At 36.6% G+C, this 22254-nt stretch carries 24 protein-coding genes and 2 pseudogenes; 12 read left to right on the forward strand and 14 right to left on the reverse strand.

Annotated features, from left to right (window positions below):
- Positions 1 to 108 precede the first annotated feature (108 nt).
- The 4 genes from PSF31_RS07000 (at position 109) to PSF31_RS07015 (ending at position 2800) form a co-directional block, all read left to right on the forward strand.
- The gene (locus PSF31_RS07000; protein ID WP_094960759.1) at positions 109 to 465 is read left to right on the forward strand and encodes a hypothetical protein; all 357 of its coding nucleotides are present in this window, start codon (positions 109 to 111) and stop codon (positions 463 to 465) included.
- A gap of 207 nt (positions 466 to 672) precedes the next feature.
- A complete protein-coding gene (locus PSF31_RS07005; RefSeq protein WP_004255881.1) occupies positions 673 to 1080 on the forward strand; it encodes an acyl-CoA thioesterase in 408 nt (135 codons plus the stop codon).
- A gap of 514 nt (positions 1081 to 1594) precedes the next feature.
- On the forward strand, positions 1595 to 2164 hold the full coding sequence (locus tag PSF31_RS07010; RefSeq protein ID WP_004255883.1) for a tetratricopeptide repeat protein: 570 nt from the start codon (positions 1595 to 1597) through the stop codon (positions 2162 to 2164).
- A 198-nt stretch (positions 2165 to 2362) separates the two neighbouring features.
- Positions 2363 to 2800 carry a universal stress protein gene (locus PSF31_RS07015; protein WP_004255887.1) on the forward strand — a complete coding sequence of 146 codons (438 nt, stop codon included), beginning with the start codon at positions 2363 to 2365 and terminating at the stop codon, positions 2798 to 2800.
- A 194-nt stretch (positions 2801 to 2994) separates the two neighbouring features.
- Here PSF31_RS07015 and PSF31_RS07020 read toward each other — a convergent pair whose 3' ends face one another.
- A complete protein-coding gene (locus tag PSF31_RS07020; protein WP_226617109.1) occupies positions 2995 to 3489 on the reverse strand; it encodes a GNAT family N-acetyltransferase in 495 nt (164 codons plus the stop codon).
- A 90-nt stretch (positions 3490 to 3579) separates the two neighbouring features.
- Complete coding sequence (gene agp / locus PSF31_RS07025; RefSeq protein WP_004255892.1) at positions 3580 to 4833, reverse strand: bifunctional glucose-1-phosphatase/inositol phosphatase; 1254 nt, start codon at positions 4831 to 4833, stop codon at positions 3580 to 3582.
- A gap of 221 nt (positions 4834 to 5054) precedes the next feature.
- Between agp and PSF31_RS07030 the strand changes: the two genes are divergently transcribed.
- Both PSF31_RS07030 and PSF31_RS07035 read left to right on the forward strand, forming a co-directional pair.
- Complete coding sequence (locus PSF31_RS07030) at positions 5055 to 5501, forward strand: GNAT family N-acetyltransferase (RefSeq protein ID WP_036957876.1); 447 nt, start codon at positions 5055 to 5057, stop codon at positions 5499 to 5501.
- Positions 5498 to 6064 carry a GNAT family N-acetyltransferase gene (locus PSF31_RS07035; RefSeq protein ID WP_096864194.1) on the forward strand — a complete coding sequence of 189 codons (567 nt, stop codon included), beginning with the start codon at positions 5498 to 5500 and terminating at the stop codon, positions 6062 to 6064. Before PSF31_RS07030 ends, PSF31_RS07035 begins: the two co-directional genes overlap by 4 nt.
- 79 nt (positions 6065 to 6143) lie before the next feature.
- On the opposite strand, the gene fdnI is transcribed toward PSF31_RS07035, so the two are convergent.
- The 5 genes from fdnI to PSF31_RS07060 form a co-directional block, all read right to left on the reverse strand.
- Positions 6144 to 6800: a formate dehydrogenase-N subunit gamma gene (gene fdnI, locus PSF31_RS07040; protein ID WP_004255903.1), complete on the reverse strand. Its 657-nt coding sequence runs from the start codon at positions 6798 to 6800 to the stop codon at positions 6144 to 6146.
- Positions 6793 to 7680: a formate dehydrogenase subunit beta gene (gene fdxH, locus PSF31_RS07045; RefSeq protein ID WP_004909723.1), complete on the reverse strand. Its 888-nt coding sequence runs from the start codon at positions 7678 to 7680 to the stop codon at positions 6793 to 6795. Before fdxH ends, fdnI begins: the two co-directional genes overlap by 8 nt.
- 10 nt (positions 7681 to 7690) lie before the next feature.
- Entirely contained in the window at positions 7691 to 10738 is a 3048-nt protein-coding gene (fdnG, locus tag PSF31_RS07050; RefSeq protein ID WP_096864195.1) for a formate dehydrogenase-N subunit alpha, read from the reverse strand.
- 411 nt (positions 10739 to 11149) lie between these two features.
- A complete protein-coding gene (locus PSF31_RS07055; RefSeq protein WP_096864196.1) occupies positions 11150 to 11473 on the reverse strand; it encodes a YnfA family protein in 324 nt (107 codons plus the stop codon).
- 63 nt (positions 11474 to 11536) lie between these two features.
- On the reverse strand, positions 11537 to 11803 hold the full coding sequence (locus PSF31_RS07060; RefSeq protein ID WP_004255963.1) for a DUF2798 domain-containing protein: 267 nt from the start codon (positions 11801 to 11803) through the stop codon (positions 11537 to 11539).
- 321 nt (positions 11804 to 12124) lie between these two features.
- On the opposite strand from PSF31_RS07060, the pseudogene PSF31_RS07065 reads away from it, so the two are divergent.
- Positions 12125 to 12253 (forward strand): annotated as a pseudogene (locus tag PSF31_RS07065) (helix-turn-helix domain-containing protein); the annotation flags it as partial.
- A 98-nt stretch (positions 12254 to 12351) separates the two neighbouring features.
- Positions 12352 to 12740: pseudogene (locus PSF31_RS07070) on the forward strand (NAD(P)H-dependent oxidoreductase); the annotation flags it as partial.
- A 65-nt stretch (positions 12741 to 12805) separates the two neighbouring features.
- Here the strand turns inward: PSF31_RS07070 and PSF31_RS07075 are convergent.
- Together PSF31_RS07075 and add are read right to left on the reverse strand one after the other, a co-directional pair.
- Positions 12806 to 13096, reverse strand: coding sequence for a putative quinol monooxygenase (locus PSF31_RS07075; RefSeq protein WP_004255970.1), 291 nt, complete (start codon positions 13094 to 13096; stop codon positions 12806 to 12808).
- Positions 13097 to 13430: 334 nt separating this feature from the next.
- Complete coding sequence (gene add, locus PSF31_RS07080) at positions 13431 to 14435, reverse strand: adenosine deaminase (protein WP_232062948.1); 1005 nt, start codon at positions 14433 to 14435, stop codon at positions 13431 to 13433.
- A gap of 135 nt (positions 14436 to 14570) precedes the next feature.
- Here add and PSF31_RS07085 point away from each other — a divergent pair, with 135 nt between their 5' ends.
- Positions 14571 to 15239, forward strand: a complete 669-nt coding sequence (locus PSF31_RS07085) for a Crp/Fnr family transcriptional regulator (RefSeq protein WP_096864197.1) — start codon at positions 14571 to 14573, stop codon at positions 15237 to 15239.
- Between the two features lie 50 nt (positions 15240 to 15289).
- Here the strand turns inward: PSF31_RS07085 and PSF31_RS07090 are convergent, their stop codons facing one another.
- The 5 genes from PSF31_RS07090 to PSF31_RS07110 all read right to left on the reverse strand — a co-directional run bounded on the left by PSF31_RS07090 (position 15290) and on the right by PSF31_RS07110 (position 18772).
- Positions 15290 to 15718, reverse strand: a complete 429-nt coding sequence (locus PSF31_RS07090; RefSeq protein ID WP_004255976.1) for a TOBE domain-containing protein — start codon at positions 15716 to 15718, stop codon at positions 15290 to 15292.
- A gap of 16 nt (positions 15719 to 15734) precedes the next feature.
- On the reverse strand, positions 15735 to 16493 hold the full coding sequence (locus PSF31_RS07095) for a YnfC family lipoprotein (RefSeq protein ID WP_096864198.1): 759 nt from the start codon (positions 16491 to 16493) through the stop codon (positions 15735 to 15737).
- Positions 16494 to 16684: 191 nt separating this feature from the next.
- Positions 16685 to 17578, reverse strand: coding sequence for a pirin family protein (locus PSF31_RS07100; RefSeq protein ID WP_096864199.1), 894 nt, complete (start codon positions 17576 to 17578; stop codon positions 16685 to 16687).
- A 27-nt stretch (positions 17579 to 17605) separates the two neighbouring features.
- Positions 17606 to 17884, reverse strand: coding sequence for a GNAT family N-acetyltransferase (locus PSF31_RS07105; protein WP_004255982.1), 279 nt, complete (start codon positions 17882 to 17884; stop codon positions 17606 to 17608).
- A gap of 204 nt (positions 17885 to 18088) precedes the next feature.
- The gene (locus tag PSF31_RS07110) at positions 18089 to 18772 is read right to left on the reverse strand and encodes a hypothetical protein (RefSeq protein ID WP_232062947.1); all 684 of its coding nucleotides are present in this window, start codon (positions 18770 to 18772) and stop codon (positions 18089 to 18091) included.
- Positions 18773 to 19814: 1042 nt separating this feature from the next.
- Between PSF31_RS07110 and tssB the strand changes: the two genes are divergently transcribed.
- Genes tssB through tssE form a run of 3 tightly spaced genes read left to right on the forward strand, consistent with a single transcriptional unit; the run spans position 19815 to position 22251 of the window.
- The gene (tssB, locus tag PSF31_RS07115; RefSeq protein ID WP_004255987.1) at positions 19815 to 20315 is read left to right on the forward strand and encodes a type VI secretion system contractile sheath small subunit; all 501 of its coding nucleotides are present in this window, start codon (positions 19815 to 19817) and stop codon (positions 20313 to 20315) included.
- 20 nt (positions 20316 to 20335) lie between these two features.
- The gene (tssC, locus tag PSF31_RS07120) at positions 20336 to 21814 is read left to right on the forward strand and encodes a type VI secretion system contractile sheath large subunit (RefSeq protein ID WP_096864201.1); all 1479 of its coding nucleotides are present in this window, start codon (positions 20336 to 20338) and stop codon (positions 21812 to 21814) included.
- A gap of 5 nt (positions 21815 to 21819) precedes the next feature.
- A complete protein-coding gene (gene tssE / locus PSF31_RS07125) occupies positions 21820 to 22251 on the forward strand; it encodes a type VI secretion system baseplate subunit TssE (protein ID WP_096864202.1) in 432 nt (143 codons plus the stop codon).
- The last annotated feature ends 3 nt before the right edge of the window (positions 22252 to 22254 follow it).

The following is a 22254-nucleotide window of genomic DNA, read 5'->3' on the forward strand; positions in this document are numbered from 1 at the left end:
CATGTTTGTAAAATTTGCTCACAAAAACCCTTCTATATGAAGGGTTTTTTTATTGCCTATTGTGGCTCTATTGCTTAGTATTCGAAACTTAAATCAAATGGAGTGATTATGAATAAATTACTATTAGCAATAACGATTTCACTATTAAGCGCCACTGCTTTCGCTGAAAAAACGTATACCGTAGAGCAATTAGAGGACATGATTGCTGACAACAATAAACCACAAATTGCCGTGCCTGTTTTAAATGGCTCAATAGCAAAAGACGACTTTCCAACGTGTAAATCAGGGTTAATCGAATGGCTTGAAGGCGTTGAAAAATACCCTGTTACCATTGAAAAAGATATTGATGGCGAAGATTTTTCTGCCACTATTTGGGCTGAATCTAATGCGTTTTTAGTTTCTTGCGTTAAAAGTGGCAGCAATGCAAAAGCAGTTCGCATGAGCGCCGAATATTTAGATAATTAACCCTCATCTTTTTTCAGCAATTTAAAGGCTCATTGTCTAGTTTTGAGTCTTTAATATTTCCCCCTATTTTTCCTAAATACGAAAATATGAAAAAACTTTTCAACTGGAACGATTCACTTCACATTTATTGCTGAATTAAATTGAGAGGAGTATTACACTTGGTCTTTAACATTTCTAATACACCCAGTAACAATTGTAAGGCAGACCATGAGCTCCATCGCTGACGATGTCATCGCACAAAAAATTGAGCAATCCATTTCTCGCGTCTCTAAAGTCGTATTTCCAACAACGACTAACCACCACAGTACTTTGTTTGGTGGTACCGCCCTAGCTTGGATGGATGAAGTTTCTTTTATTACCGCAACACGGTTTAGCCGTAAACGCCTCGTTACGGTATCAACTGAGAAAATTAACTTTACCCACCCAATCCCTTCAGGGACCATTGTTGAGTTAGTAGGTAAAGTTATTCGAGTCGGAAGAACCAGTTTAACGGTCAACGTATCGATTTTTCTAGAAGATATGTATTCAGATGGTCGTGAAGAAGTAATACATGGCCAGTTTAATTTTGTTGCAATTGATGACAACGGAAAACCCACGCCATTATTTGAGTCATAAGCTTTCTTAAGCCGTTAAAGTAAAAATTTTTCGCATATTGCTGAAGGTGTGAATTCTGTAAATTTCGATTCACACCTTTCTTATAGCACATACTATTTAATTTATTTTTTCACTTTTTATGTGTTTTATATCGAGATTTTATTAGCATAAGATATTTTTCTAAAATAATCACCCAAAGCTTACTTATATTACCACCTGATTTATATGATTTTTCAACCACTTTCTTTATTAAGATCTTGTTACAATAAACACATAAAATGACTAAGAAACATTAAATTTCATACTTCAATATATTGTAATTTTTATTACATATTGATATTTTTCAATTAAAATCGTAGAGTATAGAAGTAATCAATTATCCTAAAAATGCGTAAAAAGATGAGCGTGTAGCTTATTTTACATTACGTATTTTGATGTAAATTCTCTTTGTATAATATACTTTGTTGACAGTAAATCTCATCGAGACATTTTATTAAAAAATAGAAATAAACAACGCTAATATAAGACATCAATCATGCTTAGAATTCTCTCATTTATTATTTTATGTGCTTTTTCAATTAACCTAAGTGTTGCTGCAGTTCCCAAAGAAACCATCAAACGTATCGAACAGGAGGCACAAAAAGGGGATATAAAAGCGCAAGTCATGTTGGGAATTGGCTATTACCTTGGGAATGAGCTTAAACAGGACTATGGTAAAGCAAAAAAATGGCTAACGATGGCATCAAATAAAGGTAATTCTGATGCTCAGTTATTTTTAGGTGATATGTATTTAAACGGTAATGGTGTTGAAGCCAACCTCGAAACTGCCATGGATCTGTTTGAAAAATCAGCCAATAAAGGCAATGTTGAAGCTCAGAATTATATGGGCCAATTTTACTATCAAGGTATTGGTGTAAAACAAAACTATATTACGGCTTTTGAATGGTTCAAAAAATCTGCTGATAAAAAATTCCCACCAGCGCAATATCAAGTAGGTAAAATGCTAGAAAGTGGTGAAGGAATTGAAATAAACGAAAAATCTGCAGCTGAATATCTAGCTCAAGCCTGTAAAGCTGGTTTAAAAGAAGCCTGCGTAAAAAAATAAATCTGACTTAGTATTTCCCACCATTTGCCTGATGTCGCTCATTATAATGACATCGGGCACTTCTATTTTTTGATAAAAAATCTTATTACGGCTACTTGCTCACACCCTTTCACCAATAAATTCATTACTATTAATAATCAAATTCATAATGTATGATATTGGTCTAAGCTTATAATATAAAAGAAAAAGGGAGATATTATGTACAATACAATTTTAGTACCGATCGATGTAACCGAAGATGCTCTCACTAATTTATTAGTTCCTCATGTTAACTCACTACAAAAATTGAACGATGCAACAGTACACTTTCTTGCCGTAACCGCACCAATTTCAAATTATTTGCGCTACGGTGGCACAATCTTACCAGGGGACTTCCCTGATGATGAAAAACAAGCTGAAATCATTCTTAGCGAGTTAAAAGAAAAAATTAAATTATTTGATATCCCTGCAGATAAAGTAAAGGCAAAAGCAACCGTCGGTTCCGTTAAAGACGAAATTTTGGCAACAGCAGAAGATATTAACGCCGATATAATTTTATTAGGTTCGCGCCGCCCGAGTATGTCAACCTATTTGCTCGGTTCTAATGCCGCATCAGTAGTTCGCTATGCGAAAACTAGCGTATTAGTCGTTCGATAATAAAGGCTAAAGTGCTATTTGCTGCCAAATAAACGCATTTTACAAATAAAAGGTTTAGCCTTAATGATTGTTACAAAAAACAGCAAAGACACACACTTTATGAGGCTATTTATGCACTCATTTAGGGTAAATTAAAGACTCATAAACATTTTCGTGACTTTCACGCCCTGCTTTTTTAGCAGGGTTTTTTTATGCTATAAAACTGATGAATGTTTTAATCTAAAACGCTTAAAAGGAATACCGTCAAAATCAACGATGGCTTCCTCAATAAAACCATAACGCAAAATTGCTGATACTTTCTTACGTGTTAACGGTAAGTGTATCGTGACTGACTCAACCTTCAATGATGTAAATGCCTTATTAATTATATTATTAACAATATATTTTCCCTTTCCCCAAAACTTAGGATGTAAAACTAAAGCTAAATCCGCATCGCCCGCTTCATTTTGTAGCCCTCCCCAACCAGCAAACTGGCCATCAACTATAATGGCCCATACGCCATAGCCATATTGCTCCCAATGCTGCTCTTTTCCTATGACCCACTGACGGCAGGCCTGTTCATCGAATTGATTACTCCCTAAAGGCATATGTTCGAGTACGGCTGGATGAGTATTTAATGCGATAAGATCTGCAATACTAATTTGATTTAGCTGTAAAAACTGAATAGGCATCGTGACTGTTTTGTCCACATAAGAGATTCATAAACCGAAAATATAATTTAGCTATCATCCCAAAAAATAATGCCCCACTCAAGTTAGCGGGACACTTAGGCTTTGTTATTACTGCTCTAGGGCTGTCGCCATGACTTTTTGGAAATCCTCCCAAGAACAATAGCCGCTTTTATCAATTGGACACCCTTTTAGCTCTAATGTGATATGTTTAGGAGGGGTCTGTAATGATAAATAGGTGTTATCCCTCAGCTGATCTGCTGTTTGATAAACATATTCTACTTTCATAAAATCTTTATTAGCTTGCTTATCCGTCCAGCGTTGGAATACTAATTTCCCCCCAATCGGGGTATGCTCATACTGCTCTGGTAATTGATATGGCTTAAAATCCATTGCTGACATCAATGACGCAATATTCGAATCATGACCGACTAAGAATATAAATTTTGCGGTTTCTCCTTTATCGACCGAAACAAAACCTTTATCGATATAATTTAATATTGGATGTGCGACATTTTTGGCAATAATTTTTGGTGTAAATAACGTTTCTTGGTAAGCATTTTTTAACGTATTCAGTTTTTTCCATTTTTCAGGGGTATTCACAAGCCCCCAAGCGACTTCATTTGCAGGAAAACCTTCATAGTATTGAAGGTCTATTGCATCCACCGCTGAATTTGCAATTTTTAATGGACCACTGACGCCCGGTTCTTTTTCTGCTTCAATAATAAAACTGTTTTTTTGACTATTTAAATTACATAACTTATCTGTTTTACATTTTTGAGAATCTTTAATGTTCAATACACTATCTAATTCTTCATAACCCGCAGTTAGTGATAAACCTTTAAAATATTTTTCCATCTCAGCGAGTGCCTGTTGCTTAAATTCAGGAGAGGCATTCGTAATAATTGGGTTAAAAACAGGGTCCATCTTACCAATTTCAGGCTGATGATGAATATTTACTTTGCATCCAGGAAAGGCTCCTGCTGCAAAAAATTGGGCAGTTGCTATCGTCCTTTGTAGACTATTTGTATAAAGGTATATATCTTCGTTACTCGTTGGACACAGTTCATCTGCAAGTAATTTATTTTGGTCTATCCATTCCCTAAAATAATGCCCCATATAGACTTCAAGTGCGCCACCTTTCGTTGTGAGGTATCCACTTTGTGCATCCCAAGCAGGCCATTTTTTATCAGTTACTTCAGTAAGAATACCGGTATTTACAATAGGTGTACGTAAATTATGGCGACTAAGGACTAAAACTTGATCCAAAACCATATCTGCTTTGGTCTCTGTATTCGCCAATGCAGGTGCAATAGGTGTTAATAATGCCGCGGATAAACAGAGAGTTAGTAATTTATATTTCATTAAGATACCCCTACGATTAAATCAACAAAGAAAAATACGTTTATCGCTATATAAAAAATTTGGCGAGAAAATTACGCCGTAACTTATCTAATAATGACGAAGTTGACTTTTTTTTCTGCGATAAATATCTCAAAAACAACCTTAAAGTAAATTTAAAACCAGCGGTTGACATAAGAAAAGCAAAAGTTAATATTTTCCAGTCAATATACGGAGACAATATAATGATAGTCCAAAGCGCTACACGTGCACACGATGATGATATTATTCGTGTTTGGGAGTCTTCAGTGAGGGCAACTCACCATTTTTTAACTGAAGAAAAAATTGCTGAACTAAAAATTGCTATCAAAGATATTTATTTACCACATTTAGCTGTTTTTGTGACATTCGATAGCGCAGGCAATATGACCGGTTTTCTAGGGTGCGATAAACACCGTCTTGAAATGTTATTTATTTCTCAAGAAAATAGAGGCCAAGGCACAGGGAAGAAACTTCTTCAATATGCTATTGATACCTTAGGTATTACTGAGTTGGACGTTAACGAACAAAACCCTCAAGCTATCGGGTTTTATCAGCATATGGGTTTTAAACAATATGCACGTTCTGAATTAGATGGTGAAGGCAATCCATTCCCTATTCTGCACATGCGCCTTAATAAAGAGTCGGCATGAAAATCACTGGATTAGAAACTGCACGTTTGCGGTTACGTGGCTGGCAAGAAGAAGATAAGCAACCACTTTACCAAATGAATAGCCACCCCGATGTCATGCGCTATTTTCCTTCAGTACTAAATGAGCAGCAAAATGCACAATTTATGGAAACCATCATAGATAAATTTGCTCAACAAGGAGGATGGGGACTATGGGCTGTTGAATTGAAATCCAACAAACAATTTATTGGGTTTATTGGTTTAAATATTCCTGCTGCTAATCTGCCCTTTTCCCCTTGTGTTGAAATTGGCTGGCGTTTACTTCCCGAGTATTGGCGTCACGGCTATGCGACTGAAGGGGCTAACGCCGCGATCAAATTTGCATTTGAACAACTAAAACTAGAAGAGCTCGTTGCGTTCACCGCTGTGGTCAATTTACCATCAGAATCCGTAATGCAAAGACTTGGTATGATAAAACACCCAAATAATTTTTATCACCCTGCACTCCCTGATGGCCATTGGTTACAAGAACATGTGCTGTATCGCATAAAGGCAAGTGACTATTTAAACCCGTCTCATCAATAAAAACCAAATTCGCCAATATCCCCACAAAAAAGCCATCACAATGTGATGGCTTTAAGTTATTTAGCGTCTGCTGCGTAAATTATTTTTTACTTTCAGCTTCCGCTTTAGCTTCTTTCGCTTCGACATCACGGTACCAACGAGGGTGATGTTTTCTCGCCCAACGGCGGCTAACTTTCCCTTCGATCATTCCGTTGATTGAACCTTTAACCCAAAATGCCATGTACATATGAATTAAAATGGCATGGATCAAGACAATCGCAGCAACAGCATGGATCAACAGCCCCCAACGCACCATCCACATTGGGAATAAATGTGCGAAATAAGGGCGCCAAATAATAATACCGGTGACCAAGAGCACAAAAATCAGGCTCATGATACTCCAGAACATCATTTTTTGGCCGGCGTTATATTTACCGACATCAGCCACTTCATGTTCATTGCCCTTCAATACTTCGACAATATTTTTGATCCAAGGTAAGTCTTGCTTATCTGGAATATTGTGCTTCACAAAGCGAACAAACATAAACATCAGCACGACGAAAATGAGTACGCCAAAGAAAGGGTGTAAAATCCGCCCCATTTGTGGTGTACCAAAGGTTTCCGTCAACCATTTCAGTGTTGGGAAAAATAACGCGATCCCCGACAAAGCAACCAAGAAGAAGCTGATGACAACCGTCCAGTGACACGCGCGGTCAATAAACTTAGTCCGCACAATCATTTTGCTTTTCTTACTCATGGTCATCTTTCTCCTCTTCATCACTCACTTCTTTGTTCGGACCAATTCCCACATAGTGGAAAATCAACCCTGCAAAGGTCGCGATAAATCCAACGACAGAAAGTGGTTTCAAGATGCCCTGCCACAGATTGATTGGCGTATCAATTTGTGGGTCTTTAGGCAGGCCATGATACAGTTCAGGTTTATCAGCATGGTGAAGTACATAAACAACATGCGTACCACCAACGCCTTCAGGATCATAAATTCCCGCTTGCGCATAACCCCGATTTTGCAATTTCGTTACGCGCTCTGCACCGTATTCCAACATTTCTTTTTTCGTACCGAAACGGATAGCACCCGTTGGACAGGTTTTCACACATGCTGGCTCTTGGCCTACACTCACCCTATCAACACACAAGGTACACTTGTACACTCGATTGTCTTTCGGATTTAAACGAGGAATGTTGAATGGGCAACCTGCGATACAATAACCACAACCAATACAGTGCTCTGATTGGAAATCCACAATACCATTTGCGTACTGAATGATTGCTCCTGCTGATGGGCAAGATTTCAAGCATCCAGGGTCGGTACAGTGCATACAGCCATCTTTACGGATCAACCATTCTAACTTACCCATTTCAGTGGTTTCGCTAAAACGCATCACCGTCCACGATTTTGCACTTAAATCCGTTGGGTTATCATAAACCCCAACGCAGTGACCAACTTCGTCACGGATATCATTCCACTCAGAACATGCCACCTGACAAGCTTTACAGCCGATACAAGATGACACATCAATGAGCTTACAGACTTCAAGTTTATCATCACGCGCTTGTGGCGGAGGCGTAATGCTATTGGTCGCGGAACGTTTAATAATGTCTTGAGATTGCATGGACATGTTCCCTCCCTTACGCCTTCTCAATGTTAACTAAGAATGCCTTATACTCAGGTGTCTGAGAGTTAGCATCGCCGACAGACGGCGTTAACGTATTGGTGATAAACCCTTTTTGAGTCGCGCCTTCAAAGCCCCAGTGAATCGGTAGTCCAACAGTTTCAATTGGTTTTCCATCCACCATCAGCGTTTGTAATCGAGGAGTGACAACCGCAACTGCCTTGATAAAACCACGTTTACTACTGACTTTGACCTTATCGCCTAACGCAATTCCTTTAGCTTTAGCTAGTGTCTCGCTGATTTCAACAAATTGCTCTGGCTGAGCAATCGCGTTCAAGCGAGCATGCTTGGTCCATGTGTGGAAATGCTCTGTTAGACGGTATGTGGTACCTACATAAGGGAAATCTTTGTGGTCGCCAAGACGTTTTTTGTCTTCATCAAAAATTCGCGCTGCTGGGTTAGAAACCACATTCGGGTGCAACGGGTTAGTGCCAAGTGGTGTTTCAAATGGCTCATAATGCTCAGGGAATGGCCCTTCTGCCATCTTATCGATAGCAAATAAACGACCTAAACCTTCTGGTTGCATGATGAATGGCCCTGTTCCCACTTCAGGTGCAGAAGCATTGAAGTCAGGGATATCATTACCGACCCATTTTTTACCATTCCACTCGATAAGCACGCGGTCTTTATTCCACGGTTTACCTTGGGTGTCACAAGAAGCACGGTTATAAATCACACGGCGGTTCAAAGGCCATGCCCATGCCCAACCTAATGTGTTACCGATACCGGATGGGTCGCTGTTATCACGATTAGCCATCTGGTTGCCTTTCTCGGTCCAGCTACCAGTGTAAATCCAGCAAGAAGATGCCGTTGAACCATCCGCACGTAATAAGGCAAATGAGCTGAGCAGCTCGCCTTTTTTCGCTTGTAAGTTACCGTCTGCATCATAAAGATCAACCAGTGCAACACCGTTGTTTTCTTTCGCCACTTCTTCTGATTCAGGATGGAACTGTTGTTTATAATTCCATTTCATTTGCATCAGAGGATCTTGGCCTTGCCCACCTTCTTTCTCATACAATTCCCGGATCTTATACAGAATACCGGTTAAGATTTGGCCATCGTTACGCGCTTCGCCTGGGGCATCTGCGGCTTGCCAGTGCCATTGTAACCAACGGCCTGAGTTGGCTATCGAACCATCTTCTTCTGCAAAACAAGTTGATGGTAAACGGAACACTTCGGTTTGAATCGAAGCCGTATCAACGTCATTCATCTCACCATGATTTTGCCAGAAATTCGCTGTTTCAGTGACTAATGGGTCAACGACAATCAGGTATTTCAATTTACTGAGGCAGCTAACCACTTTATTCTTATCAGGGAATGAAGCCACTGGGTTAAACCCTTGACAGATATAGCCCGTCACTTGGTCTTTGCTCATCATGTCAAAATACTTCATCACATCATAAGCTTGGTCCCATTTAGGCAACCAATCATAACCCCATTGGTTTTCTGCTTGTGCTGAATCCCCATAGAAAGACTTCATCAAACTCACGAAGAATTTAGGATAATTACTCCAGAAATTCACCTGATTTGGCAAGGTCGCTTTCGGTGTATTCGCAGTCAGGTAGCTATCAATGTTCTGATGTTTTTCAGAAGGTAATGTCAGGTAACCCGGTAAACTGGTTGATAGTAACCCTAAATCGGTTAAGCCTTGAATGTTCGAGTGCCCGCGTAACGCGTTCACTCCGCCGCCAGCAACCCCCATGTTACCTAGCAGTAACTGGATCATCGCCATAGTGCGAATATTTTGTGCGCCAACAGTATGTTGTGTCCAACCTAATGCATACAGGAAAGTCCCAGCTTTATCTGCTGCACTTGTTGTTGCTAAAATTTCACAAACTTTCAAGAAATCAGCTTTTGGCGTTCCACAAATTTGCTCAACGATATCAGGCGTATAGCGTGATACGTGTTTGTGAAGTAAATTCCACACACAACGCGGATCTTGTAATGTGTCATCGCGTAATGCGTGACCATTTTCATCAAACTTATAGTTCCAGCTGGTTTTGTCATAGCTACGCTTATCAGCATCATAACCACTAAATAAGCCATCGTTAAAGTCAAAATCGTCTCTAACAATCAATGACGCATTGGTATAGTTCTTAACATACTCAGCATTGATTTTTTGGTTTTCAATCAGGTACAGCAAAACGCCCGATAAAAAGGTAATATCGGTTCCTGAACGAATTGGCACATAATGGTCAGCAACTGATGCAGTACGCGTAAAACGCGGGTCTATGACAATCAGTGTGGCATCATTATTATTTTTCGCTTCAATTGCCCAGCGGAACCCAACAGGGTGTGCTTCCGCAGCATTACCGCCCATTACGACGACAACATCGGCATTTTTGATATCAACCCAGTGGTTGGTCATCGCACCGCGACCAAATGTTGGAGCAAGACTTGCTACCGTTGGTCCGTGTCAGACACGCGCTTGGTTATCAACTGCTAGCATTCCTAGCGATCTAGCGAATTTTTGCGTCAACATTCCCGTTTCGTTACTGGCAGCTGATGCACAAAGCATCCCTGTTGATAACCAACGGTTTACTGTTGTTCCTTCCGCATTTTTTTCAATGAAATTTGCATCGCGGTCATCTTTCATTAAGCGTGCAATGCGTGTGAAAGCATCATCCCAACTAATGCGTTCCCATTTATCAGAGCCTGGTGCTCTATATTCAGGATAACGTAAACGATTTTCGCTTTGGATATAATCGAGTAGGCCAGCCCCTTTAGGGCATAAAGCACCACGGTTTACCGGGTGGTCTGAGTCACCTTCGACATGGAATATCGCGGACTTAGCATTCATGGCGCCATCGCCCATGCTATATATTAGTAATCCACAACCGACAGAACAGTAAGTACAGGTATTACGCGTCTCTTTAGAACGAAGTAATTTATATTCACGTACATTAGCTATTGCCATTCCAGGCATAAAACCTAACGCAGCTACAGTTGTACCTGCCATCCCGCCAGCGCAGATTTTAAAAAACTTTCTGCGACTAACGTTCATTGCTACCTCTTTATATTTTTTGTATAAATCGGTGAGAGAATAGCAGCCTAATATGATTAGATATTGCCTAAAATCAATGAAAGTGAAAATAAAAGTTTAATTAATATTAACTGAGTAGTTAAACATCAATTAAAATTACTACCAATAGAGTATTTATTGTTAAATTGATTTGGATCAAATGTTACATTTTAAAAATTTAAGTTAAACATCATTTCAATTAACATTTCGTAAAAGAAAATAATGTTATTTCTTAGAAAAGAATAACCCTTGTATTTAATTTAAAATTTAACTATGGATTTAGTAATCATTTACTGAAATCCACATAAAGAAATAATTCTGTTGTCGGCTTAAATTCCACGTCACTTTAAAATAAATAATTAATTTTTTAAGGTGACGTGATAACACTGAATTCTATTTCCAACCACTAATAATGATACCGGCTCCGATCAGTACGACTAAAGCACCAACCCAGTCAGTCACGGTAAGAGAAACACCATCAACCACTTTTAGCCAAGCTAATGCCGTGACAATATAAATTCCACCATAAGTCGCATAAATTCGTCCGCTTGCCTCTGGGTGTAATGTGAGTAACCAGACAAATGACATTAAACTTAAGGCTGCCGGGATCAATAGCCAAGCCCCGCCTTGCTTTTTCATCCAAAGATAAGGAAAGTAACAGCCTGCAATTTCAGCCAACGCAGTGATAAAGAACAAACCAATAATTTTTATCGACATAGCAACCCATTCAAAATAATACCCATAAATTCACTATTATATTAGCAACTTTTATCAACACGGTTATGTGGTTTTCACTAACATCAATGAAATACGCCTTGCAATTGGTAAAACAAAAAATACGGTTGGGAAAGCTATCATCCAAGAAAGCATCCACGAGCTCAACCAGGGTGAAAACACGTCACTCGTGAAGCCCAAGGCTCTTATGGTACTAATCAGCGAAACAATTCCACTCATGACAAGGGATAAAAAGAAAGGAACAAGAAAAATCATCGCCCGAGCAGGTAACTTTGGGATACCTAAAATATAATTACGGTCTTGATGTGACATAAAAGACTCCAAGGTTAACAGACACACAAAGCACATAACCTATGTGTGGCCAAAAGTTATATGCGTTGGCTAACGTAAACGCTTACGAGTCCTATGACCAATTCCTTCTTATTCTATAATTTGTAAGATTTTTGTCAAAATTTAACAAAATAGAAGCATTAAAAGTTCTTTTAAGAAAAGCGATAGATCAGACTCCAATATGATTAGGTTAAAAGCCTAATAAAACTCCATCTTTTAAAACTTTTAGTTTAAATTTTAATGCCTATCTTTGTTATTATAATAAACACCTTTTCTATCACCTTATTGGCTAACAAAATCATTATGAGAGCAACATCTGAAGAAGCCCGTGTATTTATTGAAGTGGTAGAACAAAAAAGTTTTAGTAAAGCGGCTGATAAACTTAATTTAGCAAATTTCGCGGTAAGCCGAATAGTCAAAAAACTGGAAGAATAACTGGATGTCAATTTAATTAACCGCACCACAAGGTAAATTGACCTAACTGCTGAGGAAAATGAGGTTAAAAAATTTCTTTAGGCAGATGCGATTATTACCAAATGTCTGGCTGGTGGATGATGATGCCTTGGATGGTAAAAAAATATATGGATGACGTTTATACCCTCCGTCACGGTCATTTATATGCAAATGATGGCCGTACCCGCCAAAATCCAAGCAAGCAATATGGTACCGGGGGCCTACTTCATGGAAAAAGTATATGCTTTCAGTGGATTGGAATGCCCCTATCGATGCATTTGATGAATTTGATAATTTTTTTGACGGTCGAGGTGTAGATGGAGTCTATTTTGCCTTTCATAAATCACAACAATTTCTCGGATTGAAAAAATTCCCAACCTTTATGGTTAACGACGTGATCAAAGAACCTAATATTGAAAAATATATCAATGATTATAAAATACATCTCACTGAAATTTTTAATTAATCCATATTCAAAAAGGAATACATTTGTATTCCTTTTTATTATTATTTAGTAATCATTAATTAACATTATGCAATTTTACTTATTAATTTCACATCTAATGAATCGACTTTACCTTCTATCTTCTTAATAAAATCTTGCAAATGCTTTGTAACATTATGTTTATCTAATGACTCCTGATCCTTCCAAATTTCAAAGAAAATAAAAATATTTGGATTAGCATTATCTTGATGTAATTCATATTGAAGACAACCTTCATCCCTATTACTTGGCTCAACGATTGATTTAGTTGCTGCTTTCACAAATTCGACTTCATTATCTTTTGCAATTACTGTCGCAACAATTCTTATTTCTGGCATAAGCTCATCCTGTTATAAATAGATAATTTCAACTCATCTATTTATAACATAATTCTAAGTTAGAACTTAATCTTTATTATTCTATAAATTAGAAAATATTTTTCTAATTTCAATTATATCACCACATTGCAAAAGTAGTGTAAAATCAAAATATAATATGATTAGTTTTCAATTACATTATATTTTACCCTAATAATGAGCATAGGATAAATCTCAGTCAATCGTAATGTGGCAAATTTTAATTTATGCTCATTATTATCTGATACTAATCGGAGAAGGAAGATAAAATCCTCCTTCTCTTTCATTCTACCCTATTGATTTAATACCTTTTTAATCAATAGGTTTTTTTTTCTTCCTCAATAAAGCTTGCCTGTAATGCATTTATATTACACTCAGTAAAATCAGCAATACCCCAACCAAATATATCATGCAATAATTGGTATTCTTTATTTAATGTTACATTCGCCACTGTTCGCGCATCAGTATTTATATTTAATTTAACGCCCTGCTTCTTCAACTCATTAATAGGATGGTTTTCAATACTGTCAAAGACATTGCACACTAAATTGCAACTTGGACAAACTTCAAGTAATACATTTAACGCTTTGAGCTTTTTAATCGTATTTGAATTTTCAATACTTCTTACCCCATGTCCAATACGTGACACTTTTAATATATCCAATGTTTCAATCACACTTTCATAGCCTAAAGCCTCACCAGCATGTGCGATAACATTCCCTCCATGTTCCCTGACATACTTAAATGCCATTTCATGATTACCTAGTGAAAAACGGGCCTCATCTGCTGCTAAATCTAGTGCTACAACACCACGATATTGATACTCCACAACTAACTTTGCCGTTTCAAGACTTTGAGAGGCAGTAAAATGCCTCAAGGTACACAAAATCAAGCCCGCTTCTATTTCATACTTTTTAACTGCTGAATTAATCGCATCTAATGTTATATCAACAACTTCTCGGCTTGAAAGACCTTGCTGAGTATGTAATAAAGGAGCAAACCGAATTTCGGCATAAATCACATTATCCATTTTGAATTGCTCAAACAAATCATCAACAGCCAGCACAATTGCAGATTTTGTCTGTAATATATTAAGTTGCGGTTCAATACAACGTAGAAAATCGCCAAGATCCTCACATCTCGTTGGCGCAATAAAACCTTGTTTGAATTCATTAAATGTGAGTGTCGGAATAGCTTGTTTAACATAAGAAAAACTTAAACACGTATCTAAATGCACATGTAGTTCCACTTTTGGCATAGCATTAATTGCTGTTTTTATACTTTGAGTAAATCCGCTTAAAGGTTTTAAAGACGCTTTCATGTTAGTATCCTGCGAGTTATTTTTGAATAAGCTTGCAGGATTATTGCCATTTTAAAAAGGACATATGTCCTTTATTGCACACACCAATTTATGTCATACTGTTATCCGAAAAGACCCATACTAAGAGAATAAATAGTGAAAAAAATTACCTCTTCTGAAAAAATTGAAGAATATTTTACTCTCTATCAGCTTGATAAAATTCTATCTGAGGAAACAATAAAATCTGCAAAACTGCTTAAAATAGGTACGTCTGAATACTTAATATCACAAAATGACAAAATTAATTTTATTTACTTTCTTGTTGCGGGAAAACTACAGGTTGAACGTTATGAAATAAACGGTGAGCATGTTATTTTTTCATTTGAAAATGCCTTTTCAGTTATTGGTGATTTAGAGTTATTTCAGAATAATGACAGCAAAAAAAACCGTATCTATAGTACAATACAGGCAATTACTGAGTGTTATTTACTGGCATTTCCGTTACAGGTTATTCAAAAAAAAGAGCTTAACTCCCCTATTTTTTTACAGTTTATCTGTCAACATCTTAGCAAAAAGCTTTTTAATACATCACAGCTACACTCTTCCTCTTCATTCTCTGCTGAATATAAATTGAGGCGCTATTTAATTTTTGCCGAAAGCCAGTATGGTTCTGAATTTAAATTGGAAAATCGCGATTCATTAGCTGCTATGCTTGGTATATCTGTCAGGCAATTAAACCGTACACTAGTGAAATTAATTGAAAGGAAACTTATTGAACTTAAAGGTAAACACATTAAAATTATTGACCTAGAAAGCGCGTCATGATTACAAACGAATTACAAAAGGCTGCCATGACAGCCCTTAAATATTTTGCACTACTTCTTAGTTGCCAAAATAACACTGGAAGCTTTGATAATCGCAGTCACTTTACTTTTAACATTTAACCCCAACTCTACGGTACTATTATTTGTCACCACCGCAGATAACAAAGTTCCTGCAGTGGTTTTTAAATTTACCACAGAATTAACGCTTCCTTTTTCAATGGATTCAATTACACCATTAAATTGATTACGAGCAGAGAAATTATACTCTTCAGCGTTAGATACTAATACAACCCAAGGCGCTTTTATTACTGCTGTCGCCAGTTTACCTTTTTCTAAACCGAGTTGTTTAGTACTATTTTTGGTAATCACTGCCGCAATGCTTTCACCATGACCTAAATCGAGTATAACTTCATCATTTACCGCTCCCATTACAATTGAATCAACAACACCTGACAATTGGTTTCTTGCAGAAATAGCCATTGAATATCTCCTATACTTAATAAAAGTCGACTTCAGTAGTACTGTTTTTTAGTAGTTTAATCTCATTACCATTAGAATTAAGACTTAAAATAAAGTCACATTTATAGGCAATATTCTTAGCGTTATAATCACACTTAGAATTGACGAGTAATATTGTTTGCCCCAACGCGCGTATGTCCATCATGTGATCAAACGGCTTACTCATATCTTTCCCATAAGTTACTATAGTCTCTGATATGATTGCATTATCTTTAAAATATTTTATCGTTGTTGGAAGTTTAAATTCATTATAATCATTTTTGCTATATTGTTTTTTCGTGTCAGCAAGCAGTGAGCCAGCAATAATGCCATCTTGGTTATATTGGTAGATTAATTCACCATTCGAATCTTTTTTAGACATTATTTGACAGTTATCACCTATCACCATTTCGACAGGCCCACTAACATCTCGACCAATCAATTTATTTTTAACTCGCTTTACAAAAAGATAGTTATGAGCACCATTTAAATACTCATCTTTCTTTTGATCAAAAGTAAAACTTTCCACACAACCATCATGACCAATTTTTAATATTGATTCATAATTAATTGATTTATCCTCATTATAAACAACTGATTTTATTTGCTTAACAGCACCTCTAACAGGATTGAAATCATAAAGCTGAGCCAGATTAAACACCACTGGGTTATATTGCTGTTCTTGAAACGCTAATGATGCAAAAGAAACAGGGAATAAACTTAAATAAATGATTCCCAATAGGTATTTTTTACTCATTTTTATCGTCTACCTCTAACGGCTACGGCTTGTTTTGACTTAAAAATAGCCTTTTGTATACATATTATCAGTTTTTCGATAAAAGTCAGGTTATGAACTCATAAACTTAGTACTAAAAACGAGCCTTAAATTAAATTTAAGGCCATTCTCGGTTTGCTTAAAATAAATAACAAAGAAGTTACTTAAATTGATTATGGCATAATTGGAGCAAGTGTAGGGTTGCGTTCATCATTAAAAACACGGCCAAAACGTGGGTTTCCTTGGTTCCATTCCTCAACAGCAGCATGAATATCCGCTTTAGTTCGACCAATAAAATTCCACCACATTAGTACAGATTCATTTAAAGGCTCACCACCGAGCAATAAAATATGACTATCTGAAGCTAGCTCTACAGAAATTTCAGTGATACTTTTGCCTAAATAAATTAATTCATTACTATTCACTTGCTGCCCTTCAATAACGGCACTTCCACTTACAACAAAAATACCGTATTCAAATTCAGAGCATAACGTTAAAACTTGTCGAGCGGTTTTCTTAGCAATAATATCGAGCCCGACCAAAGGGGAAAATGTCAGTGTTGGTGCTTTATAAGTACCATATTCCCCAACTAATAAGTTGAAATGCATTTCTCCTTCAGACCATCGAGGTAGCGTAGGATAATGGTCAAAACGTGGAGAAATATCTTTAACTGCTTCCGGTAAAGCGATCCACAGTTGTACAGCATGTAATTGGCGACTTTCTCCGTAGGTATCTTCGGAATGGCTGATCCCATAACCTGCCGTCATTAAATTGACCTGTCCTGGCCGAATAACCTGTTCATAACCAAGACTATCTCGATGTAATACTTCACCTTCAATCATCCAAGTGAATGTTTGTAAAGCGGTATGAGGGTGAGGTGATACCTTCATTCCCTCTGAATCCCCTTTAAAAACCGTAGGTCCAGCATGGTCAAGAAAGCACCAAGCACCTATTAGTCTACGTTCTCTTGTCGGTAAAACTCGTGCAACAGGAAGCCCACCAACATCTTTTGAGCGTGCTGTAATTAACTGTAAATTAAGTATTTTATCATTATTTTGAATACTCATGCTGACCTCATCAGTAATTAGCAAATATTATTGGCGGATATCATTGTATTCAGGTGTTCTATCGAATATTGCTTTTGCAAAAGGGCATAACGGAATAATTTTTCGACCCTCCTCTCTCATTCGCTCAACAACCTTAGCAACTAGTAACTTTGCAATGCCTTGTCCTTTTAAGCTTTCATCAACTACTGTATGGTCAATAATCACCAGATCATCGCCAGTATAAACAAAGGTTATCTCAGCAATGCGAGTTTGCTTGTCATCAGATAAAATAAAAAAGCTATGGTGATCAGATTGGATATTCATCATAAATAACGCCCTCTAAATTAAATCAATTTAACTTAGAGTATGTGACGTATGCTAAAAAGACAATATTCTACAATTGTCGATGTGATCCAAATATTTTGAAGTTAGAATGTGGATAAAAGGAGAAAAAATGTTGCGACAGCGCTTAACTAGAGATTAAATTTAGTTTAACGCTGTTTTTCAATTGGTTAATTAATGTTCAGCACATTAATTTTCAGAAAAATTACTTATCACTGTATAGGTTAATGAGTTTTCTGAACTATCGATAACTTTTAATTTTACATTTCGATAAGAAATAATATCGCTATTCTTGAGGTTATACTGAATAGTATCGCCAAACCCTTGATTCTCAATATTCGAACCTATTTTCTGATAACTAACATCAACAATATGGCCATTTATCCCATTGAAAATTAAGGCTTCTTCAAATGAGTTACCATCAGTATTATTTAGTTTTACTTGTTCGATTTGTGCCTTATCACTACAAACAGCAACATTAACATCTGTTACGATACAAATCTCATTAGGAGTAGAGTCTTTTTTAATTAAAAGTGAATTCCAAGGCTGCCCTAAAACCTCAACAACGACCGAACCAGAGTCAACTATTTGGTCTGGCATATAAAAATCGCCTTTATCACTTGACCCCACTTTTTTGAATACACCTGGAATAATTTTGTAAGCCAAATCTATCTGCACAGGGTTTAATATTTTAATTCCGTCTATTTCGCTAATGTTGCCTTCTCTTACTAAGGGTTGCCCTACTGTAATATGGTTCACCTGACCTATTCGGGGTTCACTAATTTTCTGTGATTCAGGAACATAGTTATACTCAGTCACTGCACATCCAGATAAAGAAACAATACAAAAAACTGGAACTAATAATTTATTCATCTTGATAAAATCCATGGCATTAAGATATTAAATATTATCTTTATAAAACAATTTCAACAAGTTACTAATTATGTTCCTGCCAGCTAATAGATAGGAAACCTTCGGCTTATCATTCACTTTGAAATTTTTCCATTTTAATGAAGCCGACAACTACAATAATAGAACTGATACATTGCCCACAAATGATTATGATAATCATTTGTGATAATAAATTTACCTTAAGGTGTTAAAAAAAAAGAGTTATTGAATTTATAGTCCAGGCTCTTCCATTGGCTGAATAGGGTTTGTTACAAATAATAAAATATTTATTTTTATAACTTGTTGAAATTTGTCTTTTACCTCATAGAGTTTCCCAATCATCCTAATTTATGTGATTTACAATTTCATTTCTTACTCAATCAAGAGGTAATTATGACTTCATCATGTCAACATTAATACTTCCGTTCATTTTCAAACTTTTCATATAAAAACATAAGATGATCCCCTATAAATTTCATATTAATTTTGTAAAAAAATAAATCTCATTTCTCTTTAATAAAATTAAATAGATAATCAAATTAAATTATGTAAGAAAAATATATGAATATGTTACATGCTGTAAAAAATTGATTTACATCACAGACTTTTCATACTTAATTTTCTTAAACAAGATTTATCTAGCGTGCAAAAATACTTATACTTATCATTATTCTGATAAAAAAATCGCCATATAAACCATGAATACGCATTATGAGATTATGAGTAAAATTTTCAACTAAAATACCCCATGAAAATAGAATACATTTCAAGCTAAATATCACGAAATTATATTCAAATAACAATTTACATGTTGATCCTAAGTTAAATTTGTATATTATTAACAAACTAAAAAATACAACATAAAAATTTGATAGTTTAAACACCTTTCTGGGAAAAAATTCTTAACATAGAATCTGTTCTGTGTAGGGAACTGTATGCTCTAAATTTATTATTAATTTTTAATTTAGGCATTTGAATTTATGGAATGAAGTTATCGTATACTCATACAAGGAGATTCACTTAAATGAGTAAGAAAAATCTCGGTAGTGTTGCCCCTAAAGAAAGAATTAATATCAAATATACACCTAATACAGGTGGAGCTCAGGCTGAAGTTGAACTTCCTTTAAATATGCTGATTGTGGGTGATATGACAGGTAAAACTGAAGATACCCCAATAGAAGAACGAAAAGCAATTTCAATTAATCAAAACAATTTCAATTCAGTTATGGAAAGTGCAGGTATTAATTTAAATATCAACGTCCGTAATACACTTGAAAACACCAATGATTCTGAGCTTAATGTCAATCTAGATGTAAAATCTCTGCAAGATTTTTCACCAGATAATATTGCTCGCCAAGTTCCTGAGTTAAACAAACTTCTTGAATTACGAGAAGCTTTAGTTGCATTAAAAGGTCCTCTAGGCAATGTCCCTGCTTTTAGAAAGCGTCTTCAAGAATTACTTGAAAATAAAGAAACACGCGAACAGCTTCTAAAAGAACTCGATATTGCCGCTAATCAAAAATAATGTTTATAGAGGATTATTTCATGTCACTAAATACAGAAGCTCTAGGCCAACAAGCCCCAGCATCTAACGGCTCTCTTTTAGATGAAATCATGGCTCAGTCACGTATGTCACCTGAGACTGAAGCGTATGATATTGCAAAGCAAGGCGTTGCAGCTTTCATTAGTAATCTTTTCGCAAATGAATCAGAAGACCAACAAATCAATAGATTATTAATTGATAAAATGCTGGTTGAGCTTGATAACAAACTAAGCGCCCAAGTTGATGAAATTATTCACGCGCCTAAATTTCAAGAAATTGAAGCATCATGGCGCTCCCTGAAATTACTCGTTGACCGTACTGATTTTAGAGAAAATATCAAAATCAATATTCTTCATGCAACAAAAGAAGAGTTATTAGAAGATTTTGAATTTTCTCCTGAAATTGTTCAGTCTGGTTTTTATCAGCACGTTTATTCTTCAGGTTATGGACAATTTGGCGGCGAGCCAGTTGCAGCAATTGTTGGGAACTATGCATTTAACAACACAGCGCCTGATATGAAGTTAATGCAATATGTCAGCACTGTCGGAGCGATGGCACATGCGCCATTCTTATCATCTGTTTCCCCTAATTTCTTCGGCATTAATAGTTATGCTGAATTACCTGCGATTAAAGATCTTAAATCTGTCTTCGAAGGCCCTGCACATACGAAGTGGCGCTCTCTGAGAGAAGCAGAGGATTCGCGTTACTTAGGATTAACGGCACCACGTTTCTTATTACGCTTACCATACTCCCCAACAGAAAACCCAGTGAAAATGTTTAACTACTCCGAAAATGTTAAACAAGACCATGAGCACTACTTATGGGGTAATACCGCATTCTTACTCGCAAGCTGTATCAATGATAGTTTTGCACAATACCGTTGGTGCCCAAATATTATTGGCCCACAAAGTGGCGGTACCGTCAATGACCTCCCTGTACACATTTTCGAAGCGATGGGTGAATTACAAACTAAAATACCAACCGAAGTTTTAGTTACTGATCGTAGAGAATTTGAACTGGCAGAAGAAGGCTTTATTACCCTAACAATGCGTAAAGGTAGTGATAACGCGGCATTCTTCTCTGCAAACTCAGTTCAAAAAGCCAAAACCTTCCCAAATACCCCAGAGGGTAAAATGGCAGAAACTAACTATAAGTTAGGAACCCAGCTGCCATACATGTTTATTATCAACCGATTAGCTCATTACATTAAAGTGCTACAACGTGAGCAAATTGGCTCTTGGAAAGAGCGCCAAGACCTTGAGCGTGAACTGAATATCTGGCTTAAACAATATGTTGCGGACCAAGAAAACCCGCCAGCAGATGTTCGTAGTAAACGCCCTCTTCGTTCAGCTGAAATTAAAGTGCTTGATGTTGAAGGTGATCCAGGTTGGTATCAAGTCGCAATTCAAGTTCGTCCACACTTCAAATATATGGGCGCAAACTTTGAATTATCACTTGTTGGTCGCCTTGATAAAGAGTAACAGTGATGTCATTCAATCATGGCTGGTCCCCTAACAGCGGAGCCAGCTTATTCGATCGAATTAAGAGGAAAAATACGAGTTTTTCCTCTCGTTCACGCACAAATACACTCATTGAATCAATTAAACAAAATTTAAATTATGTCCTGAATAGTCGGCCGAATGGTTGCCAAGGCTCACCATGTCTAGGGATACCTGATTTAAATGATGCGACTCAATCTGCGGTTGATTTTAAAACCGAATTAGAGAATAGCATTGCAAGTTGCATCCTCACTTATGAACCTAGGATCACAAGTGTTGATGTGCAATTCATTGAAAATGATGCAGATAGTTTATCTTTACAATTCAGTATTAATGCTTGTATTGACTTAGATAATCAACAGCAACTCATTGAGTTTAATATGTATTTGGATAGTAATCGTAGATATCAGTTAAAGTAGCAC

It is taken from the genome of Providencia sp. PROV156, assembly GCF_028480905.1.
Lineage (GTDB): Bacteria > Pseudomonadota > Gammaproteobacteria > Enterobacterales > Enterobacteriaceae > Providencia > Providencia hangzhouensis.

Excerpts from the sequence above, each read along its gene's own strand:
- PSF31_RS07000 (WP_094960759.1), top strand. The coding sequence starts at position 109 with ATGAATAAATTACTATTAGCAATAACGATTTCACTATTAAGCGCCACT.
- PSF31_RS07005 (WP_004255881.1), top strand. The coding sequence starts at position 673 with ATGAGCTCCATCGCTGACGATGTCATCGCACAAAAAATTGAGCAATCC.
- PSF31_RS07010 (WP_004255883.1), top strand. The coding sequence starts at position 1,595 with ATGCTTAGAATTCTCTCATTTATTATTTTATGTGCTTTTTCAATTAAC.
- PSF31_RS07015 (WP_004255887.1), top strand. The coding sequence starts at position 2,363 with ATGTACAATACAATTTTAGTACCGATCGATGTAACCGAAGATGCTCTC.
- agp (WP_004255892.1), bottom strand. The coding sequence starts at position 4,833 with ATGAAATATAAATTACTAACTCTCTGTTTATCCGCGGCATTATTAACA.
- PSF31_RS07030 (WP_036957876.1), top strand. The coding sequence starts at position 5,055 with ATGATAGTCCAAAGCGCTACACGTGCACACGATGATGATATTATTCGT.
- PSF31_RS07035 (WP_096864194.1), top strand. The coding sequence starts at position 5,498 with ATGAAAATCACTGGATTAGAAACTGCACGTTTGCGGTTACGTGGCTGG.
- fdnI (WP_004255903.1), bottom strand. The coding sequence starts at position 6,800 with ATGAGTAAGAAAAGCAAAATGATTGTGCGGACTAAGTTTATTGACCGC.
- fdxH (WP_004909723.1), bottom strand. The coding sequence starts at position 7,680 with ATGTCCATGCAATCTCAAGACATTATTAAACGTTCCGCGACCAATAGC.
- PSF31_RS07055 (WP_096864196.1), bottom strand. The coding sequence starts at position 11,473 with ATGTCGATAAAAATTATTGGTTTGTTCTTTATCACTGCGTTGGCTGAA.
- PSF31_RS07060 (WP_004255963.1), bottom strand. The coding sequence starts at position 11,803 with ATGTCACATCAAGACCGTAATTATATTTTAGGTATCCCAAAGTTACCT.
- PSF31_RS07075 (WP_004255970.1), bottom strand. The coding sequence starts at position 13,096 with ATGCCAGAAATAAGAATTGTTGCGACAGTAATTGCAAAAGATAATGAA.
- add (WP_232062948.1), bottom strand. The coding sequence starts at position 14,435 with ATGAAAGCGTCTTTAAAACCTTTAAGCGGATTTACTCAAAGTATAAAA.
- PSF31_RS07090 (WP_004255976.1), bottom strand. The coding sequence starts at position 15,718 with ATGGCTATTTCTGCAAGAAACCAATTGTCAGGTGTTGTTGATTCAATT.
- PSF31_RS07095 (WP_096864198.1), bottom strand. The coding sequence starts at position 16,493 with ATGAGTAAAAAATACCTATTGGGAATCATTTATTTAAGTTTATTCCCT.
- PSF31_RS07100 (WP_096864199.1), bottom strand. The coding sequence starts at position 17,578 with ATGAGTATTCAAAATAATGATAAAATACTTAATTTACAGTTAATTACA.
- PSF31_RS07105 (WP_004255982.1), bottom strand. The coding sequence starts at position 17,884 with ATGATGAATATCCAATCTGATCACCATAGCTTTTTTATTTTATCTGAT.
- PSF31_RS07110 (WP_232062947.1), bottom strand. The coding sequence starts at position 18,772 with ATGAATAAATTATTAGTTCCAGTTTTTTGTATTGTTTCTTTATCTGGA.
- tssB (WP_004255987.1), top strand. The coding sequence starts at position 19,815 with ATGAGTAAGAAAAATCTCGGTAGTGTTGCCCCTAAAGAAAGAATTAAT.
- tssC (WP_096864201.1), top strand. The coding sequence starts at position 20,336 with ATGTCACTAAATACAGAAGCTCTAGGCCAACAAGCCCCAGCATCTAAC.
- tssE (WP_096864202.1), top strand. The coding sequence starts at position 21,820 with ATGTCATTCAATCATGGCTGGTCCCCTAACAGCGGAGCCAGCTTATTC.